This is a genomic window from Pseudomonas sp. DF11 (assembly GCF_058148565.1).
Map to the genome: position 1 here is coordinate 286,511 of NZ_JBYVYN010000001.1, position 19,170 is coordinate 305,680.

Annotated in this window: 17 protein-coding genes; 11 read left to right on the forward strand and 6 right to left on the reverse strand. The window is 58.7% G+C overall.

The annotated features are described in order from the left end of the window. Positions 1–189 precede the first annotated feature (189 nt). On the reverse strand, positions 190–1,332 hold the full coding sequence (locus AC30D9_RS01125) for a DUF3500 domain-containing protein (RefSeq protein ID WP_490143226.1): 1,143 nt from the start codon (positions 1,330–1,332) through the stop codon (positions 190–192). Then, on the reverse strand, positions 1,329–1,646 hold the full coding sequence (locus AC30D9_RS01130) for a DUF3861 domain-containing protein (protein ID WP_134924380.1): 318 nt from the start codon (positions 1,644–1,646) through the stop codon (positions 1,329–1,331). Before AC30D9_RS01130 ends, AC30D9_RS01125 begins: the two co-directional genes overlap by 4 nt. A gap of 206 nt (positions 1,647–1,852) precedes the next feature. Here AC30D9_RS01130 and AC30D9_RS01135 point away from each other — a divergent pair, with 206 nt between their 5' ends. Beyond that, a complete protein-coding gene (locus AC30D9_RS01135; RefSeq protein WP_176687856.1) occupies positions 1,853–2,761 on the forward strand; it encodes a LysR family transcriptional regulator in 909 nt (302 codons plus the stop codon). A gap of 31 nt (positions 2,762–2,792) precedes the next feature. On the opposite strand, the gene AC30D9_RS01140 is transcribed toward AC30D9_RS01135, so the two are convergent. Further along, the gene (locus AC30D9_RS01140) at positions 2,793–4,229 is read right to left on the reverse strand and encodes a xanthine dehydrogenase family protein molybdopterin-binding subunit (protein WP_490143227.1); all 1,437 of its coding nucleotides are present in this window, start codon (positions 4,227–4,229) and stop codon (positions 2,793–2,795) included. Here AC30D9_RS01140 and AC30D9_RS01145 point away from each other — a divergent pair. After that, on the forward strand, positions 4,216–5,331 hold the full coding sequence (locus AC30D9_RS01145) for an MFS transporter (RefSeq protein ID WP_490143228.1): 1,116 nt from the start codon (positions 4,216–4,218) through the stop codon (positions 5,329–5,331). The genes AC30D9_RS01140 and AC30D9_RS01145 overlap by 14 nt on opposite strands. Positions 5,332–5,394: 63 nt before the next feature. Further along, positions 5,395–6,693, forward strand: coding sequence for a fumarylacetoacetase (gene fahA, locus AC30D9_RS01150; protein ID WP_307572268.1), 1,299 nt, complete (start codon positions 5,395–5,397; stop codon positions 6,691–6,693). A gap of 279 nt (positions 6,694–6,972) precedes the next feature. Here the strand turns inward: fahA and AC30D9_RS01155 are convergent, their stop codons facing one another. Then, positions 6,973–8,874 carry a sigma 54-interacting transcriptional regulator gene (locus tag AC30D9_RS01155; RefSeq protein WP_307572267.1) on the reverse strand — a complete coding sequence of 634 codons (1,902 nt, stop codon included), beginning with the start codon at positions 8,872–8,874 and terminating at the stop codon, positions 6,973–6,975. A 396-nt stretch (positions 8,875–9,270) separates the two neighbouring features. On the opposite strand from AC30D9_RS01155, the gene AC30D9_RS01160 reads away from it, so the two are divergent. From AC30D9_RS01160 to AC30D9_RS01195, 8 genes are all read left to right on the forward strand, one after another. Further along, on the forward strand, positions 9,271–9,753 hold the full coding sequence (locus tag AC30D9_RS01160) for an MSMEG_0572/Sll0783 family nitrogen starvation response protein (RefSeq protein WP_134924389.1): 483 nt from the start codon (positions 9,271–9,273) through the stop codon (positions 9,751–9,753). A 111-nt stretch (positions 9,754–9,864) separates the two neighbouring features. Next, positions 9,865–10,821 (forward strand): Nit6803 family nitrilase, encoded by a 957-nt coding sequence (locus AC30D9_RS01165; RefSeq protein ID WP_134924390.1) that lies wholly within the window; start codon positions 9,865–9,867, stop codon positions 10,819–10,821. Then, positions 10,814–11,914: an MSMEG_0568 family radical SAM protein gene (locus AC30D9_RS01170; protein ID WP_490143229.1), complete on the forward strand. Its 1,101-nt coding sequence runs from the start codon at positions 10,814–10,816 to the stop codon at positions 11,912–11,914. Before AC30D9_RS01165 ends, AC30D9_RS01170 begins: the two co-directional genes overlap by 8 nt. A gap of 14 nt (positions 11,915–11,928) precedes the next feature. Then, positions 11,929–12,489 (forward strand): MSMEG_0567/Sll0786 family nitrogen starvation N-acetyltransferase, encoded by a 561-nt coding sequence (locus AC30D9_RS01175; RefSeq protein ID WP_307572264.1) that lies wholly within the window; start codon positions 11,929–11,931, stop codon positions 12,487–12,489. Beyond that, a complete protein-coding gene (locus AC30D9_RS01180) occupies positions 12,482–13,510 on the forward strand; it encodes a sll0787 family AIR synthase-like protein (RefSeq protein ID WP_490143230.1) in 1,029 nt (342 codons plus the stop codon). Before AC30D9_RS01175 ends, AC30D9_RS01180 begins: the two co-directional genes overlap by 8 nt. Position 13,511: 1 nt before the next feature. After that, a complete protein-coding gene (locus tag AC30D9_RS01185; RefSeq protein ID WP_134924393.1) occupies positions 13,512–13,838 on the forward strand; it encodes an MSMEG_0570 family nitrogen starvation response protein in 327 nt (108 codons plus the stop codon). A 32-nt stretch (positions 13,839–13,870) separates the two neighbouring features. After that, positions 13,871–15,100 (forward strand): MSMEG_0569 family flavin-dependent oxidoreductase, encoded by a 1,230-nt coding sequence (locus tag AC30D9_RS01190; protein WP_307572262.1) that lies wholly within the window; start codon positions 13,871–13,873, stop codon positions 15,098–15,100. A 445-nt stretch (positions 15,101–15,545) separates the two neighbouring features. Beyond that, entirely contained in the window at positions 15,546–17,093 is a 1,548-nt protein-coding gene (locus tag AC30D9_RS01195; protein ID WP_307572261.1) for a TerC family protein, read from the forward strand. A 117-nt stretch (positions 17,094–17,210) separates the two neighbouring features. Here the strand turns inward: AC30D9_RS01195 and AC30D9_RS01200 are convergent, their stop codons facing one another. Further along, positions 17,211–18,179 (reverse strand): ABC transporter ATP-binding protein, encoded by a 969-nt coding sequence (locus tag AC30D9_RS01200; RefSeq protein WP_307572260.1) that lies wholly within the window; start codon positions 18,177–18,179, stop codon positions 17,211–17,213. Next, on the reverse strand, positions 18,179–19,168 hold the full coding sequence (locus tag AC30D9_RS01205; RefSeq protein WP_307572259.1) for an ABC transporter ATP-binding protein: 990 nt from the start codon (positions 19,166–19,168) through the stop codon (positions 18,179–18,181). Before AC30D9_RS01205 ends, AC30D9_RS01200 begins: the two co-directional genes overlap by 1 nt. Positions 19,169–19,170: the final 2 nt, after the last annotated feature.

Genomic DNA, 19,170 nt, shown 5'->3' on the forward strand with positions numbered 1-19,170 from the left:
CTCCATGTGCCATAAACCGTGCAGGCAGGGTATGCGCAGATTCTTGAGTATTTCGCGCACCTGCGAAAGTCCCCGGCCCGGCGGGTTTTCAACTATTTCTTATCAATCTGTGCCCGTTGAGCTGTGTGTGATATTTCGCGACAAACGGCTAGGCAACGGGCATCGACTGTCCGTAGAGAGTGACCTCTTTCAGTGCGGATGCTGCTCCAGGTGCTGGCGCAACAGGCTCTGGCCGTAGTCGTTGCCATTGGGCGTGCGCACTACCGCATGTACATGCTGATGATCGGTGAATGTACCGTGGATCTCGTCGAACTCGATGAGGATCACAGGGCTGAAAATCCGATAGTAGATTCGACCATCATCACGCTCCCGGGCGACAAACCATGTGTCGTCGAGATGTGCCCGGACTCCATCCATGGCAATGTCCGCGTGGCCTTCACGCAGATTGCCGACAAAGTTTTCGATCAGGGCGGCCAGCGCCTGACGCTGGCTGCCCTGCAACTCATTGCCGCGTATGCCTTCTTGTGGAACCTTGGCATTGTCGTTGCCGGCTCCCGAGATGAACGACTGCCAGCCGTGCAGGCGGGCCTTCTTAGCCTGCTCCGGGTTCAGAGAGGCGAGAAAGTCCTTGGCGCCACTACGTTCAACCTCTAGCACGGACAACCCCTGATAACGTGGCGGTAGTGCCGCGTCAGGCGGACTGTACATGGGCTCTGAACCCCAGAAAGTCGGACTCATCACCACTTGATCGCCGAGAATGAAGTAGTTGATGACCAGATGGTGTCCTTCGAACTGAAACCCCCAGGGTTCGTTATCCGAAGGGCGGCCGAACAGCGCCAAGTAGTACTCGTCCTCGTTGAAACTGCGGGTGTCGCCGGTGATGACGCCCAGCACATGGTTCAACTTGATGATGTCCTCGCTGAGTTTCAGTCCCTTGGCGCTGAGCGACTGGCGCAGCAACTCAAAGACATCGGCGCGGCTGGTCACAGACAGATCTCCCAGGCGTAGGCCAAGGCGCCCACTGGAGCGGTGGAAGTTGCTCCATACCCGCCATTGTTCACTGTCCACCGCGAAACTCGCCTGCTGTCTCTGCGGCGCGCTCAAGCCATCCAGCAGGTGGGTGGTGGCCTCGGCGATCGCTCGCGTACTGACGCCGGTGGATTTGCGTTTGTGCAGCGACGGATCCACGCGTTCGTCGTAAGCGATACCCCTGTAGGGTTCGATCGCCGAAGAGACCGGGCTGGCCATGAACAAAAAGGCTGTGATGGTGGAAAGTGTGGTTGCGCCCAGCCTGCGTAGATGCCTGCCTTGTTCCGCTAGAAAACGCTTCATGGCTGCGTCGCTCCAGACGTCGGACCAACCGCTGACACTCGCTGCTTGAGCTTGCGAATGAACGCCCGCATGGCCGGGTCGATATCCGCGAACAGTGGATCGTAACGGTTTGCCAGCATCACCGCGCTGAACAGTTTCACCCCGATCGCCAGCGCGGCGGTCGAGGCAGGTGCATAGCTCAGGCCAGCCTGGAGCAGCTCGACGATATGCAACAGGTCGTCATGGTTGACGAATTCGAACTGCAGGGCAGGGGGAGCGCCCTCGCTCTGCTCATCCAAGGGCTGGATGCTGATTTGATAATGATTGGCCTTCATCGCTGCCTCTCACAAGACGGATTCGAAATGACATGTGCGCCGCCATGGCGCGCCTCAGGCGAAACCACCGCCGGCACGAATGACCTGGGCATTTAGCGAGGCACCATCCTCACCACAAAAGTAATTCTGATTGCTTCCAGGGGATGGATAAATGCGGAATAACTGGCAAGACTATTTACCTCTCACCAACAATAGGGCGCTATACGGTGGACAAATTCGACGCCTTGCAACTCTTCATCCGTATCATCGAGCAGGGCAGTTTCACCCGTGCCGCCAATGCCCTGAACATCCCACGAGCCACTGCTACCCTGGCTATCAAGGAGCTGGAACGACAGCTCGGTGCACGCCTGCTCGAGCGTACGACGCGGCAGGTTCGGCCAACGCTGGATGGCCAGGCATTCTATGAGCGTTGCAAGCGTATTCTTGGGGATCTGGAAGATGCCGAGTCTTCGCTCAGCACGGTACTGGCAAATCCACGTGGCACGTTGCGCCTGGATCTGCACGGCTCGCATGCGACCCAGATCATCTTGCCGAACATCCAGGACTTCCATCAGCGCTATCCCGAAATCAACCTGGCGATCAGCAGTGGTGATCGGCTGGTGGACTTGGTGAGCGAAGGCGTCGATTGCGTAGTGCGTGCAGGTAACCCGCGCGATTCGTCACTGGTAGCCAAGCGCCTGGCGTTGATGCCGGAGGTCGTTTGTGCAAGTCCCGGCTATCTGGCGGAGCACGGCACACCGACATCCCCCGAACAGCTAGGCGAGCACCAGGCGGTGGGATTTTTTGCCAGTAATCACGACATTCGTTATCCCTTCAGTTTTCTCATCGACGGCCAGGTCGTCGATCAGGAACTGGGTGGCTGGATATCGGTGAATGATGCCGAGTGCTACAGGAGTTGCGCGCTCAGCGGTTGTGGCCTGATCCAGGTTCCGCGGTTTCGCGTGGAGCAATACCTGGCAACAGGGCAGTTGGTGGAGGTCCTGGGCGACTGGCCCAGCGCCGGACTGCCGGTCTCGGTGCTGTATCCCTATCATCGCCAGCTTTCCCCCAGGTTGAAGGTCTTTGTCGAGTGGGTGAGCGGGTTGTATGCCCAGCGCTTCGGGCCCTTGACCTGAGAAGAGCAGGGCCTGCTTTCCAGATTCTGCTTTATGCATGGCTTGAGAGGCGTAACGGCAACTCTCGCAAGCGCTGGCCCGTCAGGGCGAACAGCGCATTGGCCACCGCCGGTGCCACTGGCGGCGTCGCCGGTTCGCCCACTCCGCCGGGCCCCTCGGTGCTGGGGAGGACATGCACCTCGATCTGCGGCATCTCATTCATGCGCAGTACCCGATAATCGTGGAAGTTGGACTGCTGGACGCGTCCCTCCTTGATACTTATCTGCCCGAACAGCGCCGCGCTCAGTCCGAAGACGATAGCGCCTTCCATCTGCGCCTTGATGTTGTCCGGGTTGACCGGGATTCCGCAATCGATCGCACAGACCACACGGTGGACACGGATCTCGTCACGCTCAATGGATATCTCCACCGCCTGAGCGCAGAAACTTCCGAAGGACTGGTGCACGGCAATACCCTGGCCCCGACCAGCCGCTGCCTTACGCCCCCAGCCAAAGCGTTCAGCGGCGAGGTTCAGCCCCCCCAGGTGACGGGGTTCAGTCCTGAGCAGCAGGCGTCGATAGGCCAATGGGTCTTGACCGGCTGCGTGCGCCAGTTCATCAACCGCGCTTTCCATGACAAACGCATTATGGCTGTGTCCAACCGAGCGCCAGTACCACACGGGAACGTTGGAGCGGGGCGAGTGCGCTTCGACTCGATAGGCAGGGGTGTGCTTGATGTAGGGTGAGTCGCTCATCCCTTCGATTGATGTCGGGTGAATACCCTCGGCATCGGGGAATATCGACTGGCCGGCACTGGTCTGCGACCAAGACAGCGGTCGGCCGTCACGACCCAGGCCTACCTTGAGACGTTGCGCGAAGGCTGAACGGTAATAGCCGCCCTGCATATCATTTTCGCAACTCCAGAGGATTTTCACCGGCACTCCCGCGGCCTTGGCGACCTGTACCGCCTCCGCCACGAAGTCCTGCACGGCGCGTCTGCCGAAACCACCGCCCAGGAAGGTGGTGTGGATGCGTATCTGTTCCGGGGCCAGGCCGGTGATTTTTGCGGCGGTTCGTTGATTGAAGGTTTGCATCTGGCTACCAACCCAGATGTCGCAACCGTCGGCACTGAGCCTCACCGTGCAGTTCAGCGGCTCCATGGCCGCGTGCGCGAGGTAGGGCACGCAATACTGCATCTCGACCACTTTATGCGCAGCCTTTTGGGCTGTCTCGACGTCACCGTTCTGTGTCGCGACCAGTCCGGGGGTATGGGTCAGCCTGACGAGATCCTCGCGTTGCCGATCGCTGTCGAGAATGACGGCACCGCTCGCAGCTTCCCATTCCACCTGCAGCACATCGCAACCTCTCTTGGCCGCCCAGTAGTGATCAGCGATCACCGCGATACCGCTGGGGATCTGAACCACGTTGCGCACTCCGGGGAGCGCCCGGGCCTGAGTCGCATCGAAGGCACGCAGAGTGCCGCCTAACATCGGCGCACGTGCTACCACCGGCTCAGCCATCTTGCTCGGCCTGATCACGTTTCTCTCCCTCGCACCTCAACTCCTCATCGGACCACTTGCGGGTGCCTGGATAGATCGGCATGACAAACGACGATTACTGATCGGCGTCCAGACGGTGCTGATTACCCAGTCACTTACACTCACCGTCATGACTCAGTTCAGCTGGATCGATGGGACTTCCATTGCATGCATGGCATTGCTACTGGGGTTGCTGAATGCTGTAGAGACGCCGTTGCGGCAGTCCCTTATCGGTACCTTCGTTGATGATCCGGCCGATTTGCCCAATGCGTTAGTGCTGAATGCGATGTTGATCAACGCGGCGAGATTTGTAGGTCCACCTCTGGCGGGCACTCTTATAGCGATGACCAGTGAAGCGGGCTGTTTTCTTCTGACAGCATTTGCCTATCTGGCGCTGATGTTCGGGCTGATCAAGGTCAGGGCAACAGCCTCACCCAAGGCGAGCGGTTCCACCTCTCAGGTTTTTCGAGAGGGGCTGGCCTACCTCTGGCATACGGTGAGCGTCCGTCAACTGATGATCAGCGTGATCATGGTGAACCTGCTGGCGTCCTGCTATGCCTCGCTTTTACCCATTCTCGCCAAGACCGTATATGCCGGTGATGCCAGGATTCTCGGCTGGTTATGGGGAGCCGCCGGTGCCGGTGCCTTCGTGGCCACCCTGGCTTTAGCTTTCAATGGAACGCTGTCACGGTTGCGATACTTCATGGAGGGCGGCGCTCTGGTGTGCGGCCTCGCGCTGCTTGGAGTGTTCCTCGCCGCGAACCTTCCGATGGCACTTACTGGTTTGGTGTTACTCGGTTTCGGCATCACGCTGAGCAACGTCAGTACGAATATGCAACTGCAGAGCAGTGCACCAGGTGCGCTTCGGGGGCGAGTGGTCGCGTTCTACATCGCCATGCGATTCGGATTTGAAGCGGTAGGCGGGATGTTGGCGGGCTTGGTCGCCGCGCGATTTGGAGCTCCGGCCACTCTGGGTATTGCCGGAGGGATTTTACTGCTCTATCTGATGGCCAGCATTGGCGGGCGCTTGCGAGCGCGCCGGTCGAAAACATAATCCGGATGGAGAAGGGCGGCTGCGCCCATTCTCAAACACGATTTTTTATGGAGAAAGATGCACATGAATAGCTGGGTATCCTCGGCCAACGGCCATCCTGATTTTTCAATTGGCAACCTGCCATTAGGTGTATTCAGTGTCGCCGGAGGTAAACGCCGTACGGGCGTCGCGATCGGTGATCAGATCTACGACCTTCAGGTCGCGCTACAGGCAGGCCTGTTCACCGGTGTAGCCGAGGAGGTTGCAACGGCGGCAGTGGGCGGCTCTCTCAACGGTTTTTTCGCGCGCTCAAGGCACGAGCGCAAAGCATTGCGCGATTGTCTGACGGCGCTGCTTGCTGAAGGTTCGACGCAGATTCAGGAACAACAGAGGCTCGGCGAGGCGCTGCTGGTGCCGACCTCCAACTGCCAGTTGCACGTGCCGGCCCGTATTCAGGATTACACCGATTTCTACGTCGGCATCCATCACGCCGAGAACGTGGGCAAGCTATTTCGACCTGACAGCCCGCTGATGCCCAACTACAAACACGTACCCATCGGTTACCACGGCCGTGCTTCGACAATCATTGCCTCTGGCCAGGCGTTCGTGCGCCCATCCGGGCAGATCAAACTCCCCGATAGCGAGCTGCCGATTTATTCGCCAAGCCGGCGCTTGGACTACGAGCTTGAAGTCGGACTTTGGATCGGGTCCGGAAATGAGATGGGCGAGCCCATCGATATTCGTGATGCACGCGAGCACATTGCCGGGCTATGCCTGCTCAATGACTGGTCGGCACGTGACATCCAGGCTTGGGAATATCAGCCACTGGGACCATTCTTGTCGAAAAGCTTCGCATCGACCATTTCACCTTGGGTCGTAATGGCTGAAGCATTGGAGCCATTCCGCTGTGCCCAGCCTTTGAGACCGTTGGGGGACCCCAGCCCATTACCTTATTTGTATGACGAGGAAGACCAAAACAGCGGTGCCTTCGATATCAAGCTCGAAGTATTGATGCTCACCTCTCGAATGAGGGAGGAGGACGCTGCACCGTTTCGTCTCAGTCTCAGCAACACATTGAACATGTACTTCACATTCGCTCAGTTGGTCGCGCATCACACAGTGAATGGATGCCAGCTCAATCCCGGTGATTTTTTCGGCACGGGAACGCTATCGGGGCCAACACCGGAGTCGCTGGGTTCGTTGCTTGAAATGACCGAGGGAGGCAAGCACCCGGTTACACTGCCAAACGGTGAGACGCGCATCTTCCTGGAGGACGGCGACGAGATCATCCTCAAAGCACGCTGCGAACGTGAGGGGGTTGGCTCGATCGGCTTCGGTGAGTGCCGGGCCATTGTTCTTCCGGCGCGGAAACGACATCTCTGATCTCGCATTCATAGTACGGCGCGCGTGCATGGCGGCTTTGCTGGGCGGGAGTGGTGATCAAACAGGACAACTCTGAATCGGCAGCCACCTCATGCAATGAGTCGCCATGAACATGCAGTGACATGGCCCGTTGAGAGAGTGGACGCCAGAAGCGGGTTTGTCGAATCAGTGGCTTAGACAGCTCATGAACATCTATGACATGACCTGTCGTTTAACATAATATACATTACACGTAACAATATATTTCAGATTCTACCTGGTTATCCTGTGCGGCCACTCTCAAACGGCTGTCACGATACCTAGCTTCTTCAGGCGCGACGCCAGCGTCGTGGGCTTGATCCCCAGAAGCTCGGCAGCCCCGTCCTTGCCAAACAGCTTGCCACCGCAGGCAGACATTGCCGCACACAAGTTATCCCGTTCGAGTGTACGCAATTCCTGTTCGGTCATGATTCGCGAATTGACCTCGACCACGTCGACATGGCTGGACGCCGCTGCATTGGGCAAGTCGATGTTCAATTCCGCGCCGGTTGCGGTAATCAACGCGCGCTCGATGACATTCTGCAGTTCGCGGATATTGCCCGGCCAGTCATAGGCCTGCAGGCGCGCCATGTCACCCTTGCTCAGGCGGTGTCCAGGCATATTCAAGCGCGCGCCGATAAGCTGGAGAAAATGCGAGGCCAGCAAGGGAATATCGGAGCGACGCTCACGTAGACTCGGCGAATGGACAGGAAAGACATTCAGCCGGAAAAACAGGTCTTCGCGAAAGCGCCTGGACTGCACTTCAGCGCGTAAATCGCGATTGGTGGCAGCAATGATGCGCACATCTACACTGCGAGTACGTTCTTCGCCTACCCGTTCGAATTGTCCTTCCTGAAGCACGCGCAGCAGTTTGCTCTGCAGCTCCAGGGGAATCTCGCCAATCTCATCGAGAAACAAGGTTCCACCGTTGGCCAATTCGAAACGACCGATCCGGTCGCGCACAGCACCGGTGAAGGCGCCACGCAAATGGCCAAAAAACTCACTTTCGAACAGCTCCGCTGGAATCGCCGCGCAATTGACTCGAATCAGCGGCTGTTCCCGACGCTTGCTGGCCTGGTGAATGGCCCGGGCGATCAGTTCTTTACCCGTGCCGGAGTCACCATGGATCAGCACGTTGGCGTCGGTCGGACCGACCACGTCTATCTGCCGGACGATCTTCAGAATCGGTTCGCTCTGACCAACGATGTCGCGGTAGTTGTGCTCGATATGAATCTCTTCCTGCAGATAGGCGTTCTGCTCTTCAAGCCGCTGCTTCAGCGCCTGTAATTCAGCCAGGGCGTTTTGCAGTTGCAACTCTGTCGTGCGCCGCTCTGTGATGTCGCGAAACACCACCACAGCCCCGACGATCCGGCTATCTCTGATCACTGGCGTGCTGGTGAATTCGACGGCAAAGGAGCTGCCATCTCGCCGCCAGAACACCTCCTGTCGCCCCTCGTGCACCAGGCCGTCATGCACCGCTTTGTAGATTGGACAATCTTCTACCGGATAGTGACTGCCATCGGCATGGGTATGGTGGTGGATACGGTGGATGTTTTTACCGATCATCTCCTCGGGGGCCCAGCCCAGCATGCGGGCGCCGGCCGGATTGACGAAGGTGGCCAGCCCTTCACTGTCGATGCTGTAGATACCGTCCCCCACCGAACTGAGTAGCAACTGCTTATCTCGTTCAGTTTCCTGGAACAAGTTCATGATGTTGCGCCACTCAATGAGGCCGCCCCGCATCGTGCGCTCGGTTTCCGCCTGGTCGCGCTGGTAGCGTTGCTTGCTTTGTTCCCGCAGCACCAGAATCAGTTGCTGCTCACCTTTGATTTTGAGAACCGTGGCGGATATTTCGAGTTCGATACGCTCGCCGCTCTTGCAGTTGCAACTGAGCTCGTCGGTCCAACTGCGGCCCTTGTCCATCACGGCCTGAGTAAAGACGATCAAGTCCGCCAACTGATGGCCGAACAGCTTGCTGACCGGTAGCTCCAGCAGCTCCTGACGGGGGTAGCCCAACAGTTGACACGTGGCAATGTTCAAGTCCCCGAACCGGTCGCCATAAGGGTTGAGCAAGGCGATGGCTTCGGCGCAATGCTCGAACACCATATGCCGAGAGGAATAGGCCAGATCGGCCCAGCCTTTGAGGAAATCAATATCGCTCATGCCTACGAAATCTCGTAACGATCAGGTATCGAAGAAACATATTTATACGGAAGTTCGTAATGTCTCGATAGGACCAGATCGCTCTAAAAAAACCATACCAAATATCCAGTACCACACCTTGCGAACATCTAGGCTGCATAGGCGCCCCGCCACTCTAGCCATACGAACTCTCGTTAAATCCACTACGAATAATCGTATTTCTACGTAATTACGTAGCTTTTCCTCAGGCCCCGAGTGATCTCACACAGACCTTAAAAAATAAAATAGCTATATTTTTCAAAAAGATAAAAACATCTACAGCCAGCTATCAAACATTGGCACGTCCTTCGCTCTATGCCTTGCAACGATCAGCCGATCCCGGCCATCGATAACAGCAACCATAACGGAGACGACGACATGCCAAGCGTGGAAATTGCCCATTACCAAGACGGCGACTTTCTGGTCAATTACGAAGAGAAAGTTTTCGAGGATGTCAAAGCCGAACCGGGCGCCAAAGCCCTGCTGACCTTCCACACCATCGCCTTCGAAGGGTCTATCGGCCTGGTCAACATGCTGCAAGCCAAACGCCTGCTGCGCAAAGGCTTTGAAACCAAAATCCTGCTCTACGGACCCGGCGTCCAATTGGGCGTACAGCGAGGCTTTCCGACCCTCGGCGCCGAAGCTTTCCCTGGTCATTTGGCCGTCAACAACCAGATCAAGGCATTCATGGCCGAAGGCGGTGAGGTGTACGCCTGTCGCTTCGCCTTGCAAGCCCTGTATGGCCAGACCGAAAAAGCCTTGATCGAAGGTATCCGCCCAATCAACCCGTTGGATGTGATGGACCTGCGCCTGCTGATGCGCCGTGAAGGCGCAATGATCATCGATACCTGGACGGCGTAATAGCGGCATACGAGTTCGTGCAAGGAGCCTGATTGGCCTGCGATGACGACCTCGATCGCGTCATCGCAGGCACCGAAAGCTCAGTCGATCATCCTGACAGGAACCCCTGACATGCCTACCATCCGCGCTGCCGCCGTCCAGTTCAGTCCGGTGCTGTATTCCCGTGAAGCCACGGTGGCCAAGCTCTGCAACACGCTCCTGGACTTGGGTCGCAATGGCGTTCAGTTTGCTGTGTTCCCGGAAACAGTCGTTCCTTACTACCCCTATTTCTCTTTCGTCCAGCCGCCCTTCGCGATGGGCAAAGAACACCTGCAGTTGCTTGAACAATCGGTCACCGTACCGTCCGATGTAACCCGGCAACTGGGCGAAGCCTGCCGCGAAGCCGGAATCGTCGCCTGCATCGGCGTCAACGAACGCGATGGCGGCACGATCTACAACGCCCAACTGCTGTTCGATGCCGACGGTACGTTGATCCAACATCGCCGCAAAATCACGCCCACTTACCACGAACGCATGGTCTGGGGGCAAGGCGACGGCTCGGGTCTGCGCGCCACTGACAGCGCCGTCGGCCGCATTGGTGCACTCGCCTGCTGGGAACATTACAACCCGCTGGCGCGCTATGCCCTGATGGCCGATGGCGAACACATTCACGCGGCGATGTTCCCAGGCTCGCTGGTCGGGCAGATCTTCGCCGACCAGATTGAAGTCACTATCCGCCACCATGCCCTGGAATCCGGATGCTTCGTGGTCAACGCCACGGCGTGGCTGGATGCCGAACAACAGGCTCGGATCATGGCCGACACAGGTTGTGCCATCGAGCCCATTTCCGGTGGCTGCTTCACCGCCATCGTCTCGCCAGAAGGCAAATTGCTCGGTGAGCCGCTGCGCACTGGCGAAGGCGTGGTGATTGCCGACCTCGACTTCAACCTGATCAATAAACGCAAGCGAATGATGGACTCGGTGGGCCATTACAGCCGTCCCGAACTGCTCAGTCTGCTGATTGATCGGCGCCCCGCTGCTCACCTGCACGAGCGGCACGAAAGCTTCGAGGGGCAAGCCCATGAATAACCTGATCGCGTCTTCATCTCGCAGTGATCTGCTGGTAGACCTGCAATGTCACGGCGTGCGCTGGCAAGGCGCCGACGGCCTGTCGCGCAAAGGCGGCGCCGGCCCATCGGACCACAAGGCACTGAGCCTGGGCGAATACACCGCCATGGTGCCGATGCTCAATCGCGCCTCATTGGACTCGCCCTACTCCGCCATCCCGGATGCGACCGGCGAACAGGCGCTGATCTTTCGCGAAGGTCTTCAGATCGGCCAGGTGCAGTTGCCCGGGGTGCCTAACTTTTATGGCCTGAGTACCGAAGACGGTACGCCTTACTGGAAGATTGCCACCCTGCACAGCAAGGACGTACTGGCGACGACGATTCTGCAGCACTGCATCCGCATGAACGAGGCCGTCACCTCCTGCCAGTTTTGTGCCATCGGCCAGTCTCTGGCGGCCGGTAAAACCATCGCCCGCAAGCGCCCGGCACAGCTCGCTCAAGTTGCCAAGGCCGCTGTGGAGCTGGACGGCGTCAAGCACATGGTGATGACCACCGGAACCCCGCAGACCTCCGACCGCGGCGCCGCCATTCTCTGTGAGTCCGCGGCGGCCGTGACCGCCGCCGTCGACCTGCCGATCCAGGCCCAGTGCGAGCCGCCGGATGACGATGCCTGGTTCCAGCGCCTCAAAGACAGTGGCGTGGTATCGCTGGGCATGCACTTGGAAGCGGTCACCGATGCCGTGCGTCAACGCATCATGCCGGGCAAGGCCGAGGTGCCACTGGAGCGCTATTTCAGTGCTTTCGATGCAGCCGTCCAGGTGTTCGGTCGCGGCCAGGTCAGCACCTACATTCTCGCCGGCCTGGGCGACAGCGAAGACGCCATCGCGCAGATGAGTGAACGGCTGGCCAGCCTCGGCGTGTACCCCTTCGTCGTACCGTTCGTACCCATCGACGGCACGCCTCTAGCTCATCACCCCAAGCCCGACAGTGCCTTCATGCAACGGCTCTATCCGCGCATCGGCGCCAGCCTGCGCAAGCATGGCCTGCACTCGGCCAACATCAACGCCGGCTGCGCCAAATGCGGCGCCTGCTCGGCCCTCAAGCACCATGAATAACGGGAGTACACGCCATGGCCGAACATGCCTTTGCCCTGATCGACGGCACCTTTGCCGACTTTCTCGCCGATGACCTGCTGGTCAAGCCCGCTGCCGATGCCTGGGAGCGTCAGGACTATTACGCGTTGCGCCGTGCCGTGTTCTCCGATGAGCAGCAGTTGCTGGCTCAGGACAAAGACGAAAAAGATTTTCAGGCGATCCCGATCGTGGCCGTGGCGCATCACTGCGGCATGCCCGAACACGTGGTCGGCGCAGTGCGCATCTACGAGACCGAACCGGGTGTCTGGTATGGCGGACGCCTGTGTGTCGAGCGGGCCTATCGCCGTCACGGGATGATCGGCAAGGCGCTGGTCAACGAAGCCGTGTCGCGGGCCATCGATCTCGGCTGCCGGACCTTTCTGGCTACTGTGCAACAAGCCAACGAGAGCTATTTCCACAGCCTTCACTGGCAAACCTTACAGCCCATCGACCTGCTCGGTCACCCGCACTGCCTGATGCAAGCACAACTGGATCGTTATCCCTTCATGCCCCGGCAAGTTGCGCTATTGCCACGCAAGGTGCGTGGTCATGACTAACCCGATACTCGCGCCAACACAGCTGCAAGGCATGCTCGCAAGGCTGCGCGACACGCCAGCGATGCACGCCAAGCAAGCGATCCAGAACCCGGCGCGGGCGCTGCCGATGCACGCGGCCAGCCGTGACGATCTTTATGCGTTGCCGGGCGACGACACGGCGGCCATCCGCTGCGGTGACCAGTATCAGTTGCTCGCCATCGAGGGCATGATCCCGGCCTTTGTCGAACAGGCTCCATGGTTCGCCGGTTGGTCGGCCGTCATGGCCAACGTCAGTGACATCACCGCCATGGGCGGTCGCGCCAGCGCAATGGTCAATGCCTATTGGCACCATGACAGCCAGGCCGCCGACCATGTGCTGGCCGGTATCCGTGATGCCTGCAAGGCCTATGGCCTGATCATGGCCGGCGGCCACACCAGCCAGGCACCGGGCAATCCCGCGGCACTGGCGGTGGCGATCACTGGCTGGGCGCGCAATTTACTCTCGACCCTGCACGTCGAACCGGGCCAGGTCATTGCCATGGCCGTGGACCTCGACGGCCGCTGGCACGGCAATGCGCCTTATTGGAAAGCCTTCGAAAACGTGCCAGGCACCCGCCTGCAGGAAAAACTCGAAGTCATCCCTCGTCTGGCCGAAGCCGGCCTGTTATTGGCCGCCAAGGACATCAGTAATGCCGGGATTCTCGGCACATTACTGATGCTGCTGGAGCCCACCCGCTGTGGCGCGCAGATTGACCTGGACGCCCTGCCCCTACCCGCCGGCGCGGCGATGGAGCGCTGGCTGCAAGCCTTCCCCAGCTATGGCTTCCTGCTCACTCTGGACCGCAAGGATCTGGCTACCGTCGAGGCCGCGTTTGCCTTTGAAGGGGTGCACTGCGCCTGCATCGGCGAAGTCGATGACAGCGCCCGGCTGCGCGTCAGCCAGGGTCATGAACATCACGAGTTCTGGAACCTGGCGGATCAGGCTTTTACCGGATTCAGCTACCCCGAACACCTTCACTCCGTCGTTTCAAAGGAACACTGACATGCCCGCCGTCAATATCCGCCTGCGCTGGCCCGATGGCCAGGAAAGCAACGCCTACTCACCGTCGACCACCATCTACGAGCACCTCGAAGAAGGCCGATCCTACGTCATGGCCGAGTTTCTGCGACGGGCAGAAACCGGCCTGAACGCAGCCTCGGAACGGGTCAGGCAGGTCAAGGGTTTCTACTGCAGTTCGGCCATGGACAGCCTGGGAGGCCTGCGTTTGATGGCCCGCGCCTTCGCCGACCCGGACGCGCGAGTCGAAGTATTGGAAATCAAGAACCAGGGAGCCGGCAAGGTTCACTACTCAGGCTTCGGCGACATCTGACCGCCCTGTTTATACTCCGAGAGGATTTCAACATGACTCACTACAACGCAATCGTCGTCGGCGGCGGTCAGGCTGGACTTTCCGCCAGTTACTACCTGCAACAACAGGACATCGATCACCTGGTCCTGGAAAAGCACACCTTGACACACACCTGGCGCAACCAGCGTTGGGATGCCTTTTGTCTGGTGACGCCAAACTGGCAGTGCGCCCTGCCTGGCTACCCCTATACGGGTGACGATCCCCATGGCTTCATGAGAAAAGATCAGATCATCAATTACCTTGACGGCTTTATCGCCAAGGTCAACGCACCGGTCAAAGAAGGCGTTGCCGTTCAGCGCATGACCGCACGCCCCGAGGGCGGTTACCGGCTCAGTACCTCGGCGGGGGACTTCACGGCCGACCAGGTGATTGTCGCCAGCGGTGGCTATCACACCCCGATCATCCCGCGCCTTGCCGAACGTTTGTCGGCCGAGATCACCCAGATTCACTCCGAGCAATACCGTAGCCCACAGGCCTTGCCCGAAGGCGCCGTGCTGGTGGTCGGCTCCGGGCAGTCCGGCGCGCAGATCGCCGAGGACTTGCACCTGGCCGGGCGCAAGGTGTTTCTTGCAGTTGGCGATGCACCGCGTTGCGCACGTTTCTATCGCGGCAAAGACGTGGTCGACTGGTTGGCAGAGATGGGCTACTACGACATCGGTGTCGATGCTCATCCGCTGCGTGAGGGCGTGCGCGATAACACCAACCACTACGTCACCGGGCGTGACGGCGGTCGCGATATCGACTTGCGTCGTTTTGCCAGCGAAGGTATGGAACTGTTTGGACGACTGGATAACCTGGACGGCAGCACACTGAAATTTGCCACGGACCTTGGGGCCAACCTGGATGCCGCCGATGCGGTGTACAACCGTATCAACGCCAGTATCGACAAATACATCGCCGAACACGCCATCGATGCACCGGTCGGCACACCTTACACCCCGCTCTGGGCACCGCAAGCCGAAAGAAGCGAACTGGACCTGACAGGCAGCGGCATCACCAGCATTATCTGGTGCATCGGTTTTCAGCCTGATTTCAGTTGGGTCGATGTACCGGTTTTCAACGGCCGCGGCTACCCTGGCCATACCCGCGGCGTCACCGCTCGACAAGGTTTGTATTTCCTTGGTCTTCCGTGGCTGCACACCTGGGGCTCTGGTCGGTTCTCGGGGATCGCACGGGACGCGCAATACGTGGTGGAACATTTGGCTGCGGCGCAACGTGGTTGATTGACCCGCGCCGTGTCGTGCCCCTCCCCTCACTTTGAGCAGAGCATTGCCGACCGCTATTGCAGTCGGCAATCTTGAGCGACCGCCATGTCAGACAGCCCCCTCTTGCTCGCGCTTCATGAAGCCGATCCCATCCTCGATCCCGAATAGATACACCAGGCTGATGCTATCTGCGATAACAAATCAATGGGAGCGAACTCGGAAGTCACCATCGTGAATGATGGCCGATCGCCGTCCTGTCAGATCCTGTAATAAATCGTCTCGTATGAAGTATTGGAAACCGTTGTAGGATTTCTTCCCCAATTATTTCCAGGTCAGTATGAACACGCTCCAGGAACCTCCCAGTAGCTTTCCAAAGAACATCCCCTTCAGCGCTCTCGCGCTCTGCCTGCGTTCGTTGCAGCCTTCTTCCCTCGCATTGATCGTCCGAGGGAGCGAATAACCCATGGAATGGATCGTTGACCCCACGGCCTGGCTCGGCCTGCTGACCTTGATCGTGCTGGAGCTGGTGCTCGGCATCGATAACCTTGTATTCATCGCCATCCTGGCTGACAAACTTCCGCCCGAGCAGCGCGACCGCGCCCGCATCATCGGCTTGTCCCTGGCGTTGTTGATGCGCCTTGGCCTCCTTGCCAGCATCTCCTGGATGGTGACGTTGACCAATCCGTTGTTCGAGGTCTTCGGCAAGACGTTCTCGGGCCGGGATTTGATCATGCTGTTCGGTGGTGTATTCCTGTTGTTCAAGGCAACCATGGAGTTGCATGAGCGGCTCGAGGGCCACGTGGCACAACGGTCCGGCAATGCCGCCTACGCGATGTTCTGGCCGATCGTTGCGCAGATTGTGGTACTGGACGCAGTCTTTTCCCTGGATGCGGTGATCACGGCCGTGGGTATGGTGGAGCATCTGTCGGTCATGATGATCGCGGTGATGTTCTCTATCGGCTTGATGATGATCGCGAGCAAGCCGCTGACAAAATTCGTCAACGGCCACCCTACTGTCATCATGCTGTGCCTGGGCTTTTTGATGATGATCGGCTTCAGTCTCACGGCTGAAGGCCTGGGTTTCCACATTCCGAAAGGCTACTTGTACGCCGCGATTGGTTTCTCGATCCTGATTGAGTTGTTCAACCAGCTGGCGCGCTCCCGCCGCAAGAAAAGCCTGCAAGGTCTTCGGCCGATGCGCGAGCGTACCGCCCATGCGGTGTTGCGCCTGCTGGGCGGCCAAAAGCTGGGGGCCGATGAAGTCGGTGAGGAAATCGCGGACATGCTGGAAGGTGACGAACCGGAGCAGGTTTTCCATCGACGCGAACGGGTCATGATCAGTGGCGTACTGCAATTGGCCGAGCGCCCGATACGCAGCGTGATGACACCTCGCGCGCAAATCGATCACCTCGACTTGGCAGATACTGCGCAAGAAATCCGTACGGCGCTGATGCATTCTGCTTACTCACGCTTGCCGTTGATCCGGGAAGGACGCGTGGATGAGCCGCTAGGCTTTGTCCATAAGAAAGAACTGCTCAAGGAAATATTGGCGGGCAATCAGCCCAATCTGGAAGTCATGGCGCGCAAAGCCATCAACCTGCTCGACAGTTTCACGATCCTCAACGCACTGGAGCAAATGCGTAAGGAGTCGACCCACATCGCGTTCGTGGTGAACGAGTTCGGTGACTTCGTCGGCCTTCTCACTATGACTGACATCCTGGAATCCATTGCAGGTGAACTGCCGGATGCCAGTGAAATTGAAGGCCCGAATATTGTCGCCCAGGATGGAGGCTTTCTCGTCAGCGGCGCCCTGCCCCTCAGTCAGGTCTGTGAGCACATCGGTTTCCAGGCGAAAGCGACGGAAGATTACCAGACGCTTGCAGGCTTAGTGATGAGCCTGTTGGATCGCTTGCCGATGATTGGAGACACGCTCAGTTGGCAAGGATGGAGCATGACCGTGATGGAGGTCGAAGAGCGTCGGGTGACCAGGGTGCTGTTGCGTAAGGAATAAGCACAGAATGAGGCCGCATTTGCGGCCTCGTTCATTTTCGCCTTGCCTGCCCCAACGCTTATTCGGTCCTTTGGCTCTTTCCGTTTCTAAGGTGGGAGGATTGGCGAAACCAGTGACTCAATCCTGTAAATGACATCGCACACACTGCTGCTCATCGCCCAACAAGGCCTGCGGCTTCTCGCAGCCAACCGTGCATAGATTGCAGCGTTCGCGGAAGAAGCAGCCATTGGGTAGTCGACGATTCCCCGGTAATTCGGTAGGTGCCGCAACTTGCTCGTCATGGAGTGGCACGCCCAGTCGTGGTACCGCTTCGAGCAATAAGCGAGTATAGGGATGACGTGGCTCATCAAGCACTTGAGCAGCGCTGCCCAGTTCAACGATTTGCCCCAAGTACATGACCGCTACCCGATCAGCCATATGACGCACCACTGATACGTTGTGAGAAATCAGGATGTACGTCAGATTGCGGGCATTTTGCAGCTCTGCCAGCAGGTTGAGAATCTGCGCCTGAACCGAGATATCCAGCGCCGATGTGGGCTCGTCCAGGACAATGATATCCGGGTCTGACGAAAGGGCTCGGGCGATGGCGATGCGCTGACGCTGCCCCCCGGAAAACTGGTGCGGGAAACGGTCCAGGTACTCCGGGCGGATGCCGACTTGGGCCGCGACCCTGGCGGCCACATCGCGCATCTGCGCATGGCTGACATGGCCTCGGGCGTATAACGGCTCAGTGATTACTCTCCAGATAGGCAGGCGCGGATCAAGCGAAGACTGTGGATCCTGGAAAACAATCTGAACGTTGCTACTGCCCTCGCCGCTGCGATTGGCCCAGTTCAGTCCACCGCTGCTGGGCGGCACCAGGCCCATCAGCAATTGAGCCAAAGTGCTCTTACCGCAACCTGACTCGCCGACAATACCCAGGGTCTCCCCTGCCCGCACCTGAAGATCAATACCGTTCAGGGCGTGGGCATACCCGCGCGGCCGCCCCAACCAGTCATTACTTACGGGGAAACGCACGTGAACATCGTTCAGTTGAAGAATCGTGGGGGCCATTGGGGTGATGGGTTGAAAGACTGCACTGTTCATCACGAAAGCTCCTTGACCGGTAACCAGCACGCGCTTTTACGTTGGTCATTACCGTTGATAGTGTTGAGATTCGGACGTTTGGCACACACCGGCATAGCGTACGTACACCGCTCCTGAAAAGTGCAACCTACGGGCAAAGAAGCCAGGTTCGGCACCTGACCGGGAATGGTCAGTAGCGGCTGGCCCGGCTCGACCATTTCCGGCAGACCACTGAGCAACCCTTGCGTATAGGGATGCTGCGGATTCCCCATGACGTCAGCCGTGCGCCCTTCCTCGACCACAGCCCCGGTGTACATGACGTACACCCGGTCGCAGAACTGCGAAACCAATGCCATGTCATGGGTGATGAGCAAGATGGCCGTGCCCCGCTGCCTGGCTTTTTCTCGTAACAGCAACAGCACCTGGCGTTGCACGGTCACGTCGAGGGCCGTTGTCGGCTCGTCGGCGATCAGCAATTGAGGTTCGCAGGAGAACGCCAGCGCGATCATCACCCGCTGACGCATGCCGCCAGACAGTTCGAAAGGATAGCTGTCCAATACCTGTTCCGGACTGGCTATGTGCATGTCGCGCAACAGTGCGATCGCCTTGAGACGGGCTTGGGCGGCGCTGATCTTCTGGTGATGAATGATCACATCGAGCATTTGCCTACCGATACGCCGCGTCGGATTCAAGGCTGTCATCGGCTCCTGGAAAATCATCGCGGCATCGCGTCCACGAATCGTCAGTAACTCTTTTTCAGGCGCTGCCAGCATGTCGCGACCGAGCATGCTCAGGCTGCCGGCGGTGATGCGATAGCTGCGCTCGGGCAACAATCGCATGCTGAGCATGGCCGTGACCGACTTGCCCGACCCGGACTCGCCGACGATACCGACGATTTCGCCGGGATTGACGTGTAGCGACACGCCGTTCAGGGCTTTGACGTTGTTCTTGTAAGCCGGAAACTCCAGGCTCAGGTTGTCGATGGACAATACTGGACTCGATGCATGCATGG